The organism is Roseivirga sp. BDSF3-8 (assembly GCF_041449215.1).
GTDB lineage: Bacteria > Bacteroidota > Bacteroidia > Cytophagales > Cyclobacteriaceae > JBGNFV01.
This window is the reverse complement of sequence record NZ_JBGNFV010000001.1, coordinates 3,593,966-3,612,254: the sequence shown is the minus strand read 5'-3', so window position 1 is coordinate 3,612,254 and position 18,289 is coordinate 3,593,966. Positions and strand designations below refer to the sequence as shown.

Genomic DNA, 18,289 nt, shown 5'->3' with positions numbered 1-18,289 from the left:
CTATCTTCCCCTCACCAACCCTGTCAGGAGCTTACTGCCCGGCACTAACGGGTGCGTAATCTGCCGGTTCGAGGTATTTTTCGAACTGCGTACCGCGCAGGCTCTGCCTGAGCTCATCGGCATTTTCTATAAAGCCGTCCAGTTCTTTAGTAGTGATCTTCATCAGGTTAGTTTCAGGTTCGCTATAGCGTATGCCCAGAAAGCTGCAAAGTCGCTTAACCGTATCTGCATGGCGCGTATTATCTTCCAGGTCACGCTCATATACCACCTCTTCATGCGGCAGCCCTTTAAGCACACTACGCTCAAACTTTTCGTCACGAATGCTATCTTCCATCAAACGGAAAAGTTCGCTGATTTCTACCCGCATTTTTTCACGCTTAATCTCTCCGCTACCCTTTTCATGATGCCACTGCATACGAAACCGTGCATAAAGGATAGATAATGCATACCTGAGGATATTGTCACGACGTAAGTAGATGATATGAAAGCCCTCATTGTGCAGCTTTGACATAAACCCATGCTTATCTTTGATATTGGTATGGGTAAACATGACCTGATAGCTAAGCAGCTTAAACCCATAGATAGGGTGTGACTCTCTGCGGGCCATACGCTGCAGGTGTCCGATGGGGTTCTTCATTTTCCGGTTAAGGATCTCCCCGTCACAGAACACATCCGGGTTACTGTTGAGCAGGCTTACCAAAAGGGTACTTCCGGATCTTCCCTTACCAAAAATGACAAACTTCTTTTCAGGCTTTTTAACAGAGGAAAGTTTGTCGCGAAAAAAATGATAACTTTCAAGCAGGTAGCCGAAGTAGTTCTGGCTGAAAGACTCCCGAAGGTTAAATAGTAAGCGCTTCATACTTGCAAAAAATTTGAATGCAAATTACAAAAAATAGAACGAATCTTTTATTCGTTTTCAAAAATATAAAAAATATATAACGCAATTTACATGAAAAAATATATCCTAAACAACTCCCCAACCTTCAACAAAGTTATTAGCCCTTTAAAAATTCATACCATATCGTAAACAATTCAATACAAAACGTACAATTTCTTAGAAGAGTCGTAACTGGAAATTAAGCCGATAACTTACCAAAAACTGTTTTTTTTACACTATTCACCCAAAACCTACATCATTCTGCGTTAGTTAACCGCACTAAAGCAGGTACTACATATTATAGATAATATATGAAAGCTATTCGTTTTTTACTCATACTGGCCATACTCGGAGCTTTAGGATACGCGGCCTATCGTATTTTGTTGCCGGAAGTAATAACCAACGCCATTAATTCTGAAGAAATCCCCTCCTACATCCCGGAAAGCACAAGAGAAGAACTACAGGAAGTGCGTAAAACGATAGACGACCAAGTGAAGAAGTTGCCTGAAAAGATGGAGGAGATGGACCTGAGCTATGAGGATCTGATGCTTGTAGTAGAAGAAATGAACGAAAAAGACATTCTTGCCACATATGAAAGCCTCCGGAAGTCCCCCCCATCCACCACTGACGAGGCATACGATGTGATCGTAAATAACCTGCAACTGGAATCGGTAGACATGGAACGGTTCAGAACATACTTCAATGAATCCGTAACAGTTGACAAAATCAATGATGTGGTCATAAAAGCTGAGAAAAGTAAGCTATTCTCACAAATGAGTCTGCCAGTGCTTAAATCAACAATCAAACAATTACTTATGCAGCGCGAAGACGAAATCAAATCACGCCTGGAAGAGTCAAACAAATAGCAAGGAGTATAAAACAAAAAAAAGAGGCTGTCTCAAAAGGCAGCCTCTTTTTTTTTGGAGTTGGCCATAAAAAAAGCGAGGGCATTACTACCCCCGCTTTCCAAGATGTGATATCTTGAGTTGTGTCAATAAGCGAAAAGATAGTTTTTAAAGACTACAACCCCAAGCAAATTATGCTTTTACCTCCGAGCCTGGAGGAGTTAATAGAGGCAGACCATCCAGTTCGGGTGGTCAACGAAGTGGTCGATCGTCTTGATATTGCCCCTCTATTGACTGGTTATAAGCCTGGCGGTACATCAGTATATCATCCAAGGATGCTGCTTAAAATATTGATTTACGGGTATATGAGTAATATCTACTCTACCCGCAAGTTGGAGGCAGCTATTGGTCAAAACGTTCACTTCATGTGGTTGGCAGGTATGAACAAGCCTGACCATAACACTATTGCCCGTTTTCGATGCGATCGGTTGAAAGATAGCCTGAAGGTGATCTTTGCTCAGATTGTAATGTTCTTAGTTGATGAGGGCCTACTGGACTTAAAGACAGTTTACACCGACGGCACCAAGATAGAAGCCCAGGCTAATCGCTACACGTTTGTGTGGGGCAGGTCTATTAAGACCAATACCGAAAAGATAAGCCAACAGCTTGAAGAGTTGTGGGACTATACCCAGCGGGTGGCAGAAGACGAGTTATATCAGGAAAAGCCTGATTTTAGCAAAATCGATGCTCGAAAGGTTAGTGATACTATTGATAGGATTGACCAGGCACTCACGGGCAAGAAGATAGCAAAAGGGAAGAGGCAGAAGCTTACCTATGCACGAAAAAACTGGCCTGGGAAGCTGGCTGAATACCAGCAGAAGCAAGCTATACTGGGACAACGAAACAGCTATTCAAAGACTGACCACGATGCAACCTTTATGATGATGAAGGAAGACCATATGCGAAATGGACAGCTCAAGCCGGGCTATAACCTTCAGATCAGCACCTCCAATCAATACTTGGTAAACTACACGATCCATCAAAATCCTACCGACACCCTAACGTTACAACCCCATCTTAAGAACTATCAGCAGTTATATAACACCCTGCCTGACACTATATGCGCTGATGCAGGATATGGTAGCGAAGAGAACTATGACTATCTGAAAGATAAAGTAGAGAAGGCCTATGTAAAGTATAATTACTTCCATAAGGAGCAAACCAGAAAATGGAAGCAAGACATATCTAAATCTCAGAACCTGCATTACAACGAAGAGCAGGATAAGATCTATTGCCCGGCAGGCCAGCCAATGGATCATATAGGAAAGCGAAAAACAAAAACTAAGTCGGGTTATGAACAAACTTATGCACAATATCAGGCCAGAAACTGCCTGGAGTGTCCATTAAGGAGCGGTTGTTTTAAAGCAAAAGGCAACCGGATAGTTGAGATCAATCATAACCTTAGAACTCACAAGCAAAAAGTGCGGGATATGCTTATGAGTGACCAGGGAATAGCTCATCGCAAGCAGCGACCGGCAGATGTAGAAACTGTGTTCGCAGCCATCAAACACAACCGGGGCTTCCGCAGATTTATGATGCGGGGAACAGAGAAAGTCGAAATAGAAGCCGGACTACTGGCTATTGCACATAACCTGCTCAAAAAGGCTTCATAGAGAGCCTGTTTTCTTCGCCAAAAGAAAACAGATCATCAATAGCATTTACAGCAGATGAGCCTGGAAAGAAAAAAGTAAAGGCTGCCTCAACACTTTTGAGACAGCCTCCTTTTTTATGTATTCCATATACCTAAATCTTTAGAAACTTAGGGTCCACCATATTCAGCACACTGGGAAGCAACTTCTCATCAAGGCTCCTGAGGTAGGCGATGGAATCCTTATCCACCGACTTGATAGTGGTATCCGCAGAGAAGACCGGTAAAACCCGGTCACTATACCCCACCAGCTCCTTCGTGTCAGAGAACTCATTAAGGCTGGCCCCTTCCATAAAAATGTAGTCATAGTTGAGGCACAGGCTTATGATCATACTTTTAAAATCTCTTCCACTGAATATTTCACTTGGAGACTCAGACCCTGGCGTACTACCTATGATGTCAATATTACGGTATACTGTTGGAGAAATAATTTTTCTCGTAAAATCCTCCTCTTCCTCCTCCTGAAAAGTCTCCTCCGGCTCGCTGGCACTACTTCTCGCACCAATAAGCAGACGACCACCTTTTACTTTACCTTCTTTCAAATACTTGTTGAAAAGAGGCTTAGCCAAAAGCCACTGGGTCAGAGTGTTATCCTTAAAGTTGGTATCTATGATCAACACCTTCTTTTTAATAAGGCTAAGAGAATAAGCAAGGCTTAACAATACAAAAGACTTACCCTGGTTAGGCTTGGTACTAGTGATCAGAAATACCTGCTGGCCTGAAGACTCCAGTTCAAAACGCAGCTTCCTCACCAGGTCCTTATACATTTGGAAGTCCTTATCCGTTGGGTCGCTGAATATCCTCTCAAGATCCAGCACATCAGAGTGCTTAAGGTCATTCAGGTACCCCCCCAGCTTCAGCTTCGTCATACGGCTAAATTGCGCAGGCCGTTTTATCCGCATATCTATCAACTCCCTGCCTAAGATCACAAAAGCACAAAGGGCAAGGCTCACCACTATGCTCAGTGCAGTGAATAGCAGCGCCTTACTGGGGACAGGATAATAATTAGGCTCGCCTTCCTTTTCTATACGAATAGGTACGGTCTGGTTTACTGCCAGGCTTTGAGCTTCACTTAATCGCTCCTGGGCCGACAGGTACTCATCGACAGCTAGGTCATATGCCTTTTCCAATTCATTGATCTTAGCACCACTTTGAGCCTGCATAGAAGCGCTGCCCCTCAAGCTGTTCAACTGACTATTGATAGTACCCAGATTGGACCTGGCAATCGCAAGATCCGTTTCCAGCTCATACTTACGTTCCTTCATCTCAGCCAGGCTCATTCCGGTACCTCCACCTGCAGAGCCCTGGTTTAGCTGCAGCCTGTCCAGTTGTGAACGAAGCGTATTGAGGCTATCCAATAGGGCATCATCTGAGGACCCTGTACGAATATACTGTTCGTTCAAGAGTTTAATGCGCCTTCTCAGGTCGAGAATTCGACTGTTATTATTACTCCCGCCATCATTACCGCCATAAGAGTTGATACGGTTATTAATGCTGCGAAGGCTTAGCTGCAGGCCCTGTACCTTTTCCTGTAAGTCCAGACGCTGGCCTTCCAGGCTAATGATACGCTCCCGGTTTACAGGATCATCCACATCGTAGTTAACCAGGTCATTCTCTTCTTTAAATGTACGGAGGGCTGTCTGTGCTTCGTCTACCAGCTTTTTCTTTTCCAAAACCAGAGTATTGTAGTAATCCAGTGATTGCCCCTGATTATCCTTCTTCTTGAACTGGTTATAACGGATGAACTCTTCCGAGAGAGTATTTACCACATAAGCGGAGAGCTCTGGGTTTTCACTCGTATAGATTACGTCCAGGTAGTCCGTATTAGGTACACGGTTTACCTTAAGATCACTTTCTATTATCCAATGGTTATACCGGAAGGCCCTAAGCAAATCAATGAGTTCGCGTTCAGCATCATCGTTGTTACTTAGCAGGTTAAAGTTTTCCACCTTATCCCTAAGTATTTCCACCGCTTCCTGCTTTTCCTTCTCCGTCAGCGGTATCACCTTACCCTCTTCATTACGGGGCACTCTAAAAGGATACTCTTCAGTAAGGTCATTAATAGCAAGCTTATAAGATACCATGCTGACTACCTGAGCACTTTTAATGCGCTCCAGCAGGTTATTAAATTCAATGTTAGCCTTCTGTGGGTTATACCAATGGTCTTCAGTATTGACCGAGTTATTAATGGTAATGCCGGTGGAAAGCCTTGCCACAGACCGGAACCTCTCTTCTGCCTGTTCAGTCAGAAAATAGGTAATAGCTCCGGCTATTAGGGGTATGGTGATCAGGATCCACAGTTTTCTGAGAAGCACCCTGAATAAATACACAAAATCCATTTCCTCCGGTATTAAAAGATTATTGAAAAATAGCCCGGTGACATGAACACATTACCGGGAAGTTCTAATTTAAACAACGTAATCGGCAAATTTACCATATTTCCGATCAAAGAATTATATTATTTCAACAAAAAATCGAATTAAATTCACTTTCATGCCCATTAAGCGAAAATCTTAATTTCCAGCTATTTCAGAAAGGCAAATTCTATGGATTTTACCCCATTGCTGATCTCACTTTCTTTCCCTTCACCCTGGCGTTTTACAGCAATCCGCTCCGGCACCAGTCCACTGCTGATAAAGTACTCCCGCATAGCTTCTGCTTCTTCCTGGTCTCTTTCATTCGCATAGATAATCACGCCTACTTCAGGGTGGCTCTCCAGCTCATTAGCAACAAACCAGATCAGTTCGCGGCTCCCCGCCGTTATAGCGCGCTTATTTCGGTCATATTCCAGATAACTTGGAATAGACATCCCAAAAATACCCTCCAACTCATCGTCAGACAGTTCACTGTCTACTCCTACGGCAAAACTTTCGCCACCGGATGTTACAGCACCGCTACTCGCCAACTGCTCATACGTACCGTTCTGTAGTTTTGTCTTATATATATCTGACAACTCACCTCCACGGTTACTAGAAAAATAGAGCGTACCATCAGTTGACAGACCCGGGTAGGCATCGAAATACTCACTATTCACTGTACGTCCCAGATTTACCGGCTGTGACCATACATTCCAGGTGCCATAAAGCCGTTCGGACACATACAGATCAGAATCACCATAGCCCCCTGGTCTGGCGCTGGCAAAAAACAACCTTTTACCATCTTCACTTAAGAATGGAGATATGTCAAAACGGTTCGAGTTTATTGTAGAACCCATGTGTAGGGGTTCCGACCACTCCCCGTTTTCATTCTTAAGGCTAACATACAAATCCTCCTCCCCCTGAGATTCAGGACCATCCATACTGATAACAAGAATCTTTCCATCAGGGTGCATGTAATAACCATGAAAGGTCTGACTCTCAGTTCCGGGAATTTCCATGTCCACCGGAATACTCCATCTGGATAAAATACCGATAGACTCAGCTACGCCACTTCGATTTTTGGCACGGCCACCGTAGTTATTAATCAAAAACAGCTTACGCTCATCCCGGCTAATGCCTACTATGGCGTTATTATAGTTATTATTAATACGAGTCAGATTATTCGTTGCGGTCATCCATCGCCCTGCATCCTGTCTGCTCATGTAAATATCAGCTCCGGACTGCCTTCCTCCCATATTTCTGGGATCATAAAACCGGCTAAAATACAGGGTTTTTCCGTCAGCGCTGGGGAGAGCCATAACCTCCTCATACTGTGAATTGATATTTTTATCAAGACGCTCAGGCTCACTAAATCTCACCCCTTGCCCATATACCTTCACAGGAGCAAGTGAGGTAATGATAAGAATATATAAACAAAAAATCTTTCGCATATTGATCTGACAGAAAATGCCGATATTACCTGCGTCGTAAATAAAAAAATTGTGCCGCAGCACTTTGTTTACAAAACTGCCATTTTTCGACGAATAAACGTCCGGTTGCGCTAATAATTATCTTTTTGGTAACAATATCCAGGCAGAATTCTTTACCAATCTTAGCCATTAATCACAAACGTAGTATTTTGTTTAAAATTTTTCTTTTAATTTTACTAAAAAATTTTCATATCCCAAGGATAGATGACAGTAATAGAATTAATTTTTTGGCTCGCACTATTCATAGTTTTTTACGCTTATGTGGGCTACGGTATCTTCCTTTATATAATCATCCGCCTGAGACGGTTATTTGGTAAAAACCCGGCTCTGCCTGCTATGCCCGAGGACCCTCATCTACCAGAGGTCACCCTAATGGTCGCAGCCTATAACGAGGAAGATTTCATTGATGAAAAGATCAGGAACAGCCTGAATCTCGACTACCCTTCCAACAAGCTCAAATTCATTTTCGTCACGGATGGCTCTACCGATAGCACCACAGAGCGAATCAGAGCTTATAATGAGATCACACTCTTACACGAAGATTCACGCAGGGGCAAGATTGCCGCTGTGGAACGAGCAATGGCATACGTTGAAACACCTTTGGTAATTTACACAGATGCTAATACAATGCTCAACCCTCAGGCTGCCAAGAATATTGTAAGGCATTATGAAAACCCTAAAGTGGGCGCCGTAGCCGGAGAGAAAAGAGTAACCTCCGGCAATTCCGACTCAGCCAGTGGCGCAGGAGAAGGTTTCTACTGGAAATATGAGTCAGCCCTTAAGCGCTGGGACAGTGAGCTATATTCTGTGGTAGGGGCAGCTGGTGAGTTATTTTCGATACGCACTGAATTATATGAGGAGGTGCCGAAAGACACCGTTATTGAGGACTTTTTCATGACACTGCGCATAGCAAAGAAAGGGTACAAGGTAGTATACGAGCCGGAAGCATACGCGGTAGAGGGGCCTTCTGCTAATGTGAAAGAAGAACTTAAGAGAAAAGTAAGAATTGCCGCGGGGGGTATTCAGGCAATCGTTAGGCTCGCCCCCCTTCTTAACCTGTTTAAATACGGCACCCTTAGCTGGCAATATGTATCTCACAGGGTCCTTCGCTGGACTATTGCACCTTTATGCCTCGCTATTCTGATGGCTGCAAATATTGTACTGGCAGTATCTCCCGGAGGCATATATAAGATACTACTGGTGCTACAATTTGGCTTTTACATAGCAGCCCTCATTGGTTATTTATTAGAACAAAGACAACTTAAGTTTAAGGCCTTTTTCATACCCTACTATTTCTTCATCATGAACTATGCTGTTTACGCTGGTTTCTGGCGCTATATGAAAGGAAGCCAGTCCGTGGTATGGGAAAGGGCTAAAAGGAAATAAATTACCCCCACCAAAGGAGGGGGTTTTCAATGGTTATTACCCCCAAAGGGGGATAGTCAGTTATCGAATAGCGGGATATCTATATCCCCATCCTCTTTCTTATCTTCCTTCTCCTGATACTTAACATACCGCTTTATCTTTTCTTCATCTATGCCTACCGTACTTACAAAATAGCCTCGTGACCAAAAATGATTGCCCCAATAGGGTTTTCTGCGAAGACTCTTGAAGTTCTTAAACATCATGATCGCTGTCTTACCCTTGAGAATACCCATGAAGTCTGATACACTAAGTTTCGGAGGTATACTACATACCAAATGAACGTGATCTGGCTGAATGTTCAACTCTTCTACCTTGACCTCCTTCCATTCACATATCGTCTTTATCTTATTCTCCAACGTATCTGCAACAATATCACGAAGTATACGGTGGCGGTACTTCGGGGTCCATACTACATGATAGACACAATAGTAAAAGCTATGCGATAGCTTACGATACTTGCTCATTCCACAATATACCCCTACTGGCATAGCCCTCAAACATGACCACCGTCTAAGACGGTGGTTTTAATTCGATTAATAAAAAAAGGCGAGTCTATCTCGCCTTTTGGGTTGGTTCAATTTACCTAACTCTTCGAGGCAGACTACGCCTCCTCAAAGAACTAATTGACACTGAAACCACCGAATTACCGGTAGAGATCAAATCTCTTAAGGTATGTATCAATATACATAAAAGACACAGAATTCGCAACACATACAGCTTATTTACAGCCACTTATACTTATTTTTTCCTAACCTTTCCGTTTACCCCCTGAATAATCCTGGCCTCATTTTTAAGAGCATTAAACGCAGACCGGTAATCACCGAATATTTTAATAGGATGCGCAATTAGTAGGTCCGACTTCCTCCCCATGCACATGATACAGACATCGGCCATCTCATCCTTAGGCCTCACCATAAAGGAATGCCTGATCGAAGACTGATTCAGGAGCGGAATAAACTCATTTTTAAACCATAACTGGTCACTCGGGTGAATAACACGAATATGACTGTAGTCGTGCAGGACATACAATATATTATGCTTTAGAATAGCCTCCAAAAGCTTTCTGAGAGCATGACGGTAGCTTTCTCCCGCTAAAAAGCCCCGCCAACGAAAATGTAGGGAGGCCTGCAGGTCCGGAATAACTTCAACAGTAAAATCTGCCTGACCGGGATTATGGGAAATACTGTATAGGTCACTCATAGCGATAGTTGAAAGATCAATCTACTTATTTTCCATAAAAAAGTAAAGCCCCTGACTTACAGGGGCTTCTAAAATTAAATTCCGGACTTATATAGCATGTTAAGCATCAAGCTTTCTAATAGGTATGCTTCTCCAGGTTTTCCTCTTTTCGTTTTTGTAAGTAAGCTTTATATGGAGTGTATCTCCTTCATGTACAGCCTGGATATCACCGGTATCAATATTTTGATCTAAAGGAATTACCCGAAAAAAGTACGGCACCTTAGCCTCCTTTGTGAAAAACTCACCGTTTTCCTCACCTTCTCTATTAAATGAAAGCGTAGCCGCAATAATTAATGCTCCGTCCTCAATATTCACCTTCATATTTTCAGCAGACACAGAGGGAGCCTTAACTTCGATATGCTTGTACTCATCGTATTCCGTCACCTGAAATTTCACACCTACACGACCACCGCCTATAGTGTTCGAGAAATCAGTGAAATCGGCAATCTGACTAAGTATATCTTTATTTGAAAGTATGTTCATATTCGCTTCTCTATTCATATCGAACATATAAAAGCAAAGTACATACCAAAAATTTCAATGATCTGATTTACAGCTAAATATATATAACAAACTGCCATTTAGACACCCTAAGCCCCATAGGGGCTGCCACTTAGTCAGTGCACTTACCTTCCATTAGGATGTAATAATTACGTAAGGTTAATGATGTGTTTTGATTTTTTTTATAAATTAATTAGCGCGTAACAACCATTAAACCTACCAAGTCATGCTGGATCAAATCTTAACCCAGGTAAAAGAATCTATTGGAGACAAACTAAGTGAACAGGGGCTAAACCAAAGTCAGCGGGACAAAGCAGTGGAGCTTGCCGGCAAATCCGTACAGGAAGTTGTAAAAGTTGAAGCAAGCGGGGGTAACCTTGACGGCCTCTTAAGCTTGTTCGGAGGTAAATCGGATATGGCTAATAACCCTATCGTAAAGAAAATAGGCAATTTGTTAGCTAACAAACTCGTCTCATATCTAAACCTTCCTGACAGCATGGCCGCTACCATAAGCAAGACAGTCGTTCCCACTCTCATCAATACCATTAGCGCCAAATTTCAGCAGTCTGACAAGTCAGGGGCTGATGGCCTTATGGAAATCTTTAAAGGAATGGGCTCAGAGGCTATCTTCTCTGCCTTAAAAGGCAATGCCGGCAATATGCTCGGTGGCTTATTCGGAAAGTAATCTAGTTATCAATCTTATAATAATCTTTATGGCTTCAATAAGTAGTATAGAGGGCATCGGACCCGCCCTGACTGAAAAGCTGAATGCGGCCGGTATAAAAACTACGGAAGGTCTTCTCAAGGCCGGAGGTACTAAGCCCGGAAGAAAAAAACTAGCCGAAGAAACCGGTATTGAGGAGAAGAGAATCCTCAAGTTTGTTAACATGGCAGATTTATTCAGAATAAAAGGCGTAGGCGAGGAGATATCCGAATTGCTGGAGGCTGCCGGGGTAGACACAGTGAAAGAACTGCGTAACCGGGTAGCAGCCAATCTTCACAAAAAAATGGCAGAGGTTAATGAGCAAAAGAAACTAGTTCGCCAAATACCTTCAGAATCACAGGTGCAAGGCTTTGTAAACCATGCAAAGGAGCTTGAACCAATGGTGAGTCACTAAAAACAGCCCTCTATAAAGCAACAGAGGAGGCAAAGGCCTCCTTTTTTTATACACCACATTAAGGCCTCATGTCTCAGGAAACTTTCAAACAGGAAATATCTTCCGGCTATGCACACAAGGGAGAAACCATTGTATTAGGCGCGGCCCTTTACGATAGCCAGCCATTGGAAGACACGCAAATTCACCTTGCTCTAAAAACAATGAACCGTCATGGACTAATTGCCGGTGCTACCGGAACCGGAAAGACCAAAACCCTTCAAGTCATTGCAGAACAGCTTAGTCGTGCCGGTGTCCCCTCTTTGCTAATGGACCTTAAGGGGGACCTGAGCGGGCTGGCCAAGGCTGCTGAACCCAACCCAAAACTGGAGGGACGGAATAGTAAGCTCGGCCTAACCTTTACCCCCACCGCCTACCCGGTAGAGTTCCTCTCTCTTTCAGAAGAACCAGGTATCCGGCTCAGAGCTACAGTTTCAGAGTTTGGCCCCATACTATTCAGTAAAATACTGGACCTGAATGATACACAGTCCGGAGTCATGGCCCTACTATTTAAATACTGTGATGATAATCAGTGGCCTTTAATTGATCTCGACGATGTAAAGGAAGTTTTGAAATACATAACACATAATGGCAATGAAGATTTCAAAAAAGAATATGGCCGTATAGCCGCATCCACTGCATCTGCCATTCTAAGAAAAATTATAGAACTGGAGCAGCAAAAGGCAGATCGGTTCTTCGGTGAGCCTTCATTTGATCCGGAAGACCTGTGCCGGAAAAACCCGGAAGGCATGGGCGTTATCAATGTACTGCGGCTGACAGACCTGCAGGACAGGCCCAAGCTCTTCTCTACCTTTATGCTTAGCCTGTTTGCCGAAGTGTACAGTACCTTTCCTGAGGAGGGCGACCTTGATAAACCAAAGCTATGTCTTTTCATTGATGAAGCTCATTTGGTCTTTTCCGAAAGCAGTAAAGCACTATTGCAGCAACTTCAGTCCATCATCAAGCTTATCAGATCCAAGGGAGTAGGTATATTCTTCTGTACACAAAGCCCCGATGACATCCCCGACGAAGTACTGGGACAGTTAGGCCTTAAGGTACAACATGCCCTCAGGGCCTTTACAGCAAAAGACCGTAAATCCATAAAAAAATCAGCAGAGAACTTTCCCCTTTCCGATCATTATGACACCGCTACCCTCCTTACAAGCATGGGCATTGGAGAGGCACTGGTAACAGCCCTCGACGAAAAAGGCAGACCTTCTCCCCTGGCCGCAACCATGCTTCGCGCCCCGGCAAGCCGTATGGATGCCCTTTCTCCGGGTGAAGTGAAGGAAATAGAAGGGCAAAGCAAGCTGCTTGTAAAATATGAAAAAGACATTGACAGAGAAAGCGCTCACGAAATCCTGAAAAAGAAGCTGGAAGTTGCTGCGGCTGAGGCACACAAGGAAAAAATGGATCAGCAATGGCAGGATGCCCGACAGCCCCATAACGGAGGAAAAAGAAGTAGCCGGTCAGAATCTAATTGGATGGAAAGCCTGAGCAAAAATACAATGGTAAGGCAACTAGGCAGAACCGTTATGCGGGAACTCGCCAGGGGACTACTGGGCGTACTCGGGGTAAAAAAACGATAACAAAGCGTAGAAATGAAAAAAGCCCGGTAAAAACCGGGCTTTTCAGAGGTCGCGAGCGGATTCGAACCGCTGTACGAGCTTTTGCAGAGCTCTGCCTAGCCACTCGGCCACACGACCCTTTTTCTGTAGGGGATTGCAAATGTATGTATTTATGCCCTTCCCATCAAATCCTGCAGGATAATTTTTCAGAATAATTTTCAACTCAGTGCAGAAAACAAAAAGGCGCCTCAGGCGCCTTTTTGCAAATATCAGTCTATCAGAAGATTACTTTTTATCCTCTGAATCGTCTTCTGTTTTGTCCTCAGCCTTCTCTACGTTTTCCTTTGCAGTTTCAACGTCCTGAGTAGTAGAGGCTTCTTCAGTTTTAGCTTCCGCTTCTATCTGGTCCTTGTCCATGTCACGAGCTTCTGACTTCACCTTTTCGGTTTTGTCAGCCTCGGGAGTAGTACCGGATTCCTGAGCTTCAGGCTTGCTGCTTCCGCCGCCCTGCATTTGCTCTTTAAGCTGAGCAAGAGCAGTAAGGTCACCAAGTGTAGACTTCTCGCCTTCGGCTGCCTTGTCTCCACCTTTGCCTTTTTTCTTGCTGCCACCGGAAGCTTTCTTCTTCGCAGAAGGCTTCACTACTTCATCCTCGTTGTATACAGCCGAGTGAGACAGTACAATACGACGATCGTCTTTAGAGAACTCAATTACACGGAAATCAAGAGTCTCGCCAGCTTCGATGTTGCCACCGTCCTCTTTGCTGAGAGTTTTAGCAGGAGCGAATCCTTCAATACCATAAGGAAGCTCAAGCGTAGCCCCTTTATCATTGCGTCCAAGAACAGTAGCCTTGTGTACTGAACCAACAGGGAATACTGACTCGAATGTGTCCCAAGGGTTCTCCTCAAGCTGCTTGTGACCAAGGGCCAGACGACGATTATCAACGTCAAGCTCAAGTACCTGTACTTCCAGCTCTTCACCTACTTTAGTGAATTCACTAGGGTGCTTGATCTTCTTAGTCCAGCTTAGGTCTGATACGTGTACCAGGCCGTCGATACCTTCTTCAAGCTCGATGAACAGGCCGAAGTTAGTAAGATTACGTACAATACCTGTGTGGCGTGTACCAACAGCATATTTAGTAAGCACGTCCTCTTTAGTCCAGGGATCTTCAGTAAGCTGCTTGATACCCAGAGACATCTTACGATCATCGCGATCCAGAGTAAGAACAACAGCCTCCAGCTCGTCTCCGATGCTGATGAAATCCTGAGGATTTCTGAGGTGCTGAGACCAGCTCATTTCGCTTACGTGAATAAGTCCTTCCACGCCTGGCATGATCTCGAGGAATGCACCGTAATCGGCAACGTTCACGATACGTCCTTTCACTTTGGAACCAACTTGCATCTCTTCACCAAGTGAATCCCAAGGATGAGGAGTAAGCTGCTTCATGCCCAGAGAGATACGCTTCTTGTCGTCATCAAAGTCAAGCACAACAATGTTGACTTTCTGATCGAGGTTAAGCACTTCTTCGGGATGATTGATACGTCCCCATGAAATATCTGTAATGTGAAGCAGACCGTCCACGCCACCAAGGTCGATGAACACACCGAAGTTCGTCATGTTCTTGATAACGCCCTCCAGTACCTGGCCTCTTTCCAGGTTGTTGAGGATTTCGGCTTTCTGCTTTTCGAGGTCTTTCTCGATTAGGACTTTGTGAGATACTACTACGTTGTCGTTGGCGTAGTTGATCTTCACAACTTTCACTTCCATCTTCTTGCCCACATACTGATCGAAGTCGCGTATAGGCTTTACGTCGATCTGTGAACCAGGAAGGAATGCTTCCACACCGTAAATGTCAACGATAAGACCACCTTTAGTACGGCGTTTAACAGTACCTTCGATAACCTCGTCGTTTTCCAGAGCGCTAGTGATTTTCTCCCATGCCTTAACGATCTTAGCCTTGCGGCGAGATAGCACAAGCTGTCCGAGAGAGTTTTCCTGCTCTTCTACATAAACTTCTACAGTGTCACCGATCTTAAGATCAGGTGTGTCACGGAATTCGGAGGCAGAAACCAAACCGTCGGATTTGAACCCGATGTTAAGAATTACATCGCGGCTGTTAATCCCTACAACGGTACCCTCCACCACTTCGTTTTCATTAACCTGAGTGAGGGTGTCGTCATACATTTCCGCCATTTTCTGACGATCTTCCTTGGAATAGCCCTCGCCGAAACCTTTCGATTCGAGATCATCCCAATTGAATTCTTGCTCTTGCTGAGAATTAGCCATAAGAAATAATAAAGCCCTTTTGTACACCGCCGGTTTCCAGGGCATTAAACCGGGGATTTGATTTAAAATAAATATATACCCCCTGAAAAAAAGACATTTTCCAAGAGGAGCGCAAAAATAGCAAATTTAAAGCTTAATTGAAATTCCGGCAGTGAAAAGATAGGATACTGCGGAGCCAGGTGACTGCCTAACGACATAAAGGTCATTAGCTGTAACTTAACTAACAGAATACAGATAATAACGTTCATATTTACACGCATCTTTTAACACCACTATTATTCATATATGAGTACTCTACGGCACATACTCCTATTGTATATCCTATGCCTGACAATGGCATGTGAAAGAAGTTCTTCTGAAAACCAGGCACCCTCGCACACTACCCCTGAAGAGGCCGTATCACCAGACACATCCAAATCCAACAAAGCCGCTTTTGCGAATGCTATAGGCACAGCGCATGGACTAGAGAGATGGAAGAATAAAAAAGCCATTAAAGCAGATATTCGTGTCGTATTTAGTGGGAATGAGCGTCTGAATGGTAGTATGGTGGCTGAGACGAGTGTAGGCCGGGTCCGCATAGAACTGGAGGATGGCACCCGCCTGGTATGGGATGGTCAAAAAGCATGGGTCAGCCCCGATACATCCTCCTTCAGCGGTGCACGCTTTCACCTTCGCACCTGGCCCTATTTCCTCGCCGCACCCATGAAATTCCGCGACCCCGGCACATTATGGCAGGAAATGGAGGAAGAAGAATTAATGGGGCAGGAATATAATCGTCATAAACTCACCTTTAAGAAGGGTATCGGTGACTCTCCCGACGACTGGTATGTGATTTATAAAGACCCTGAAAGCGATAAACTTAAGGCTATGGCATATGTGGTCACCTATGCAACACCTTTGGAGAAAGCTAATGAAGAGCCACACATTATAGTATACGACAATTACGAAGAAGTGGAAGGGACGATGCTATCAACTGAATGGACTTTTTACAACTGGTCTGAAGAGAAAGGGCTTCATGGGGACTCCATTGGCTATGTAATTCTCGAGAATCTGGCATTTACAGACCCCGCAGACAGCCTGTTTAGTAAACCAGACAATGCCAAAGAAGACCCTATGCCTTCAGGTAGCTGATCCTTACCTCAAATAAACCACCCAAAAAGGGGATAGTGAGTTATTAATACCGGTACCATACCCCCTTCTTCAAATAGCCGCGACACCCCAAATGATTGTCCCAATAGGGCTTTCATCGTAAACTCTTTTAATTCTTACACACCATAATAGCTGTCTTGCCCTTCAATATCCCCTTGAAATCTGATATACTTACCTTCAATGTGAGACTGCAAACCAAACAGCGGTGGTCCGGCTGTATATTCAACTCCTCAACTTTCACCTCTTTATACTCACATAGGGTGCGTATACAGTCTCTTTGATCCGGTCATCAAAACAAAAATCCCCGTCCGGCAAGGCCGGCGGGGATTTTTCGTACGTGGTTTAGTGGTTCAAGTGATATTAGTTTGCAAGATTTCCCGTTTGGTAATCAAGTACAATTTCCTGAAAGCGCAACGTAATTTCAGCCTGGGCAAGATTAGCTTTCGCCTCTGCAAGCGCCCGGTTTGCTTCTGTAAATTCCACATAAGTCGCCGTTCCAAGCTTATAACGTTCCTGCTGCGCATCAAAAGCTAACTGAGTAGCAATTACACGCTGCTCGCTAAGATTAAAGGTAGCGAGAGCCTCAGCATAGTCCAGATATGTCTGCTGTAGATCCGTAAACACCTGTCTTTTCTGAAGCTGATAGTCTATCATCGTATTTTCCTGCTGAACCCTGGCCCTCGCAACATCAGTACGTGCCCTCCATCCGTTAAAAACAGGAATCGATAAGCTCAGATATGCCTGGTTCTGAAGGTTGTTTTCTTTAAGCTGATCTTCCCAGCCAATAGGAGAAGCGTCCGTATAAGACGTCTGGGCTGCCCAGCCAAGGAAAAGGCTAGGGTACAGGCTACCTTTTGCGATCTTAGCCTGATACCTCGCTCCTTCCTCTAATAGAGCAAGGTTTTTCAGGTCACTCCTGTTAGCCAGGGCCATTTCGTACAATTCGTCTATGGTGGTATTCTCATACAGAGTAATATTGACCGGCATTTCCGGATTAACCACGTCAAACTCCACAGAGGGATTCAGCATAAGGAGCTGCCCCAATATGGCCTTGTCATTCTCCAGTTGAGCTTCTCCGCGCACTACCTCAACCTGCACACGTCCAACCTCTGCTTCCTGGTTATATTGATCCACTATTGGTCTCGCGCCCGCTTCTACCAGTCCCTTTATCCTCTCCGCCTGGTTCTTTTGAGCCTCCAGGTTTTCTTTGGCAATCACAAGAAGCTGCTTATCAAGTAATACCTGCATATACTGAATAGACACATTGTATATCACATCCTGCGCCGTCCATTCTACCAGTTCATCCTGTGCTCGTCTTAGAGTATTACCTCTGTGAATAGAATTTAACTGGCGCATTCCGTTAAACAGAGTAGCCTCTGCTCCTACTCTGGCACCGGCATTCCACACCGTTTGGTTTACCAGCAAGTCTATCTCCTGGATAAACTGGTTACCATTAAAACGGCTCCCACTCACACTTCCGTTTACGTCAGGAATCAGATCCAGGTAGGCCTGTCGTTGTTCAGCGCGGCTCAGTATCAAATTATTTCTTTCCCTCTTAAGTGTGAGGTTCTGGTTCATAGCCATATCAATGGCCTCATCATAAGACAAAATCTTCTCCTGCGCTGTGGTAGTAAATGCAGTGAAAAGAATAATGGCTAGGGTAAAATAGATTGATTTCATGATAATTTGT

Annotated in this window: 16 protein-coding genes and 1 tRNA gene; 7 read left to right on the top strand and 10 right to left on the bottom strand. The window is 44.2% G+C overall.

The features are described from left to right. Positions 1 to 31: 31 nt before the first annotated feature. Positions 32 to 859 (bottom strand): hypothetical protein, encoded by an 828-nt coding sequence (locus AB9P05_RS15305; RefSeq protein WP_371909700.1) that lies wholly within the window; start codon positions 857 to 859, stop codon positions 32 to 34. Between the two features lie 329 nt (positions 860 to 1,188). Here AB9P05_RS15305 and AB9P05_RS15300 point away from each other — a divergent pair, with 329 nt between their 5' ends. Next, a complete protein-coding gene (locus AB9P05_RS15300; RefSeq protein ID WP_371909699.1) occupies positions 1,189 to 1,743 on the top strand; it encodes a hypothetical protein in 555 nt (184 codons plus the stop codon). A 128-nt stretch (positions 1,744 to 1,871) separates the two neighbouring features. Next, positions 1,872 to 3,395, top strand: coding sequence for an IS1182 family transposase (locus AB9P05_RS15295; protein WP_371911333.1), 1,524 nt, complete (start codon positions 1,872 to 1,874; stop codon positions 3,393 to 3,395). A 130-nt stretch (positions 3,396 to 3,525) separates the two neighbouring features. Here the strand turns inward: AB9P05_RS15295 and AB9P05_RS15290 are convergent, their stop codons facing one another. Together AB9P05_RS15290 and AB9P05_RS15285 are read right to left on the bottom strand one after the other, a co-directional pair. Next, entirely contained in the window at positions 3,526 to 5,769 is a 2,244-nt protein-coding gene (locus tag AB9P05_RS15290; protein WP_371909698.1) for an exopolysaccharide transport family protein, read from the bottom strand. Between the two features lie 185 nt (positions 5,770 to 5,954). Next, positions 5,955 to 7,238, bottom strand: a complete 1,284-nt coding sequence (locus AB9P05_RS15285; protein ID WP_371909697.1) for a hypothetical protein — start codon at positions 7,236 to 7,238, stop codon at positions 5,955 to 5,957. 243 nt (positions 7,239 to 7,481) lie between these two features. On the opposite strand from AB9P05_RS15285, the gene AB9P05_RS15280 reads away from it, so the two are divergent. After that, positions 7,482 to 8,663 carry a glycosyltransferase family 2 protein gene (locus tag AB9P05_RS15280; protein ID WP_371909696.1) on the top strand — a complete coding sequence of 394 codons (1,182 nt, stop codon included), beginning with the start codon at positions 7,482 to 7,484 and terminating at the stop codon, positions 8,661 to 8,663. A 56-nt stretch (positions 8,664 to 8,719) separates the two neighbouring features. On the opposite strand, the gene tnpA is transcribed toward AB9P05_RS15280, so the two are convergent. The 3 genes from tnpA to AB9P05_RS15265 all read right to left on the bottom strand — a co-directional run bounded on the left by tnpA (position 8,720) and on the right by AB9P05_RS15265 (position 10,442). Then, on the bottom strand, positions 8,720 to 9,166 hold the full coding sequence (gene tnpA, locus AB9P05_RS15275) for an IS200/IS605 family transposase (protein WP_371906921.1): 447 nt from the start codon (positions 9,164 to 9,166) through the stop codon (positions 8,720 to 8,722). Positions 9,167 to 9,440: 274 nt separating this feature from the next. After that, positions 9,441 to 9,902: a hypothetical protein gene (locus AB9P05_RS15270; protein WP_371909695.1), complete on the bottom strand. Its 462-nt coding sequence runs from the start codon at positions 9,900 to 9,902 to the stop codon at positions 9,441 to 9,443. Between the two features lie 99 nt (positions 9,903 to 10,001). After that, positions 10,002 to 10,442 carry an Hsp20/alpha crystallin family protein gene (locus AB9P05_RS15265; protein ID WP_371909694.1) on the bottom strand — a complete coding sequence of 147 codons (441 nt, stop codon included), beginning with the start codon at positions 10,440 to 10,442 and terminating at the stop codon, positions 10,002 to 10,004. 226 nt (positions 10,443 to 10,668) lie between these two features. On the opposite strand from AB9P05_RS15265, the gene AB9P05_RS15260 reads away from it, so the two are divergent. The 3 genes from AB9P05_RS15260 to AB9P05_RS15250 all read left to right on the top strand — a co-directional run bounded on the left by AB9P05_RS15260 (position 10,669) and on the right by AB9P05_RS15250 (position 13,185). Next, a complete protein-coding gene (locus AB9P05_RS15260; protein WP_371909693.1) occupies positions 10,669 to 11,127 on the top strand; it encodes a hypothetical protein in 459 nt (152 codons plus the stop codon). 28 nt (positions 11,128 to 11,155) lie between these two features. Next, complete coding sequence (locus tag AB9P05_RS15255) at positions 11,156 to 11,560, top strand: DUF4332 domain-containing protein (protein ID WP_371909692.1); 405 nt, start codon at positions 11,156 to 11,158, stop codon at positions 11,558 to 11,560. A 68-nt stretch (positions 11,561 to 11,628) separates the two neighbouring features. Continuing rightward, positions 11,629 to 13,185 (top strand): helicase HerA-like domain-containing protein, encoded by a 1,557-nt coding sequence (locus tag AB9P05_RS15250; protein WP_371909691.1) that lies wholly within the window; start codon positions 11,629 to 11,631, stop codon positions 13,183 to 13,185. Between the two features lie 46 nt (positions 13,186 to 13,231). Here the strand turns inward: AB9P05_RS15250 and AB9P05_RS15245 are convergent. Next, positions 13,232 to 13,302, bottom strand: a tRNA-Cys gene (locus AB9P05_RS15245). A gap of 147 nt (positions 13,303 to 13,449) precedes the next feature. Continuing rightward, on the bottom strand, positions 13,450 to 15,450 hold the full coding sequence (gene rpsA / locus AB9P05_RS15240; protein WP_371909690.1) for a 30S ribosomal protein S1: 2,001 nt from the start codon (positions 15,448 to 15,450) through the stop codon (positions 13,450 to 13,452). A gap of 285 nt (positions 15,451 to 15,735) precedes the next feature. Between rpsA and AB9P05_RS15235 the strand changes: the two genes are divergently transcribed. Then, positions 15,736 to 16,581, top strand: a complete 846-nt coding sequence (locus AB9P05_RS15235; protein WP_371909689.1) for a hypothetical protein — start codon at positions 15,736 to 15,738, stop codon at positions 16,579 to 16,581. Between the two features lie 127 nt (positions 16,582 to 16,708). Here AB9P05_RS15235 and AB9P05_RS15230 read toward each other — a convergent pair whose 3' ends face one another. Together AB9P05_RS15230 and AB9P05_RS15225 are read right to left on the bottom strand one after the other, a co-directional pair. Then, the gene (locus AB9P05_RS15230) at positions 16,709 to 16,867 is read right to left on the bottom strand and encodes a transposase (protein ID WP_371911361.1); all 159 of its coding nucleotides are present in this window, start codon (positions 16,865 to 16,867) and stop codon (positions 16,709 to 16,711) included. A gap of 92 nt (positions 16,868 to 16,959) precedes the next feature. Beyond that, positions 16,960 to 18,279 (bottom strand): TolC family protein, encoded by a 1,320-nt coding sequence (locus AB9P05_RS15225; RefSeq protein ID WP_371909688.1) that lies wholly within the window; start codon positions 18,277 to 18,279, stop codon positions 16,960 to 16,962. Between the last annotated feature and the right edge of the window lie 10 nt (positions 18,280 to 18,289).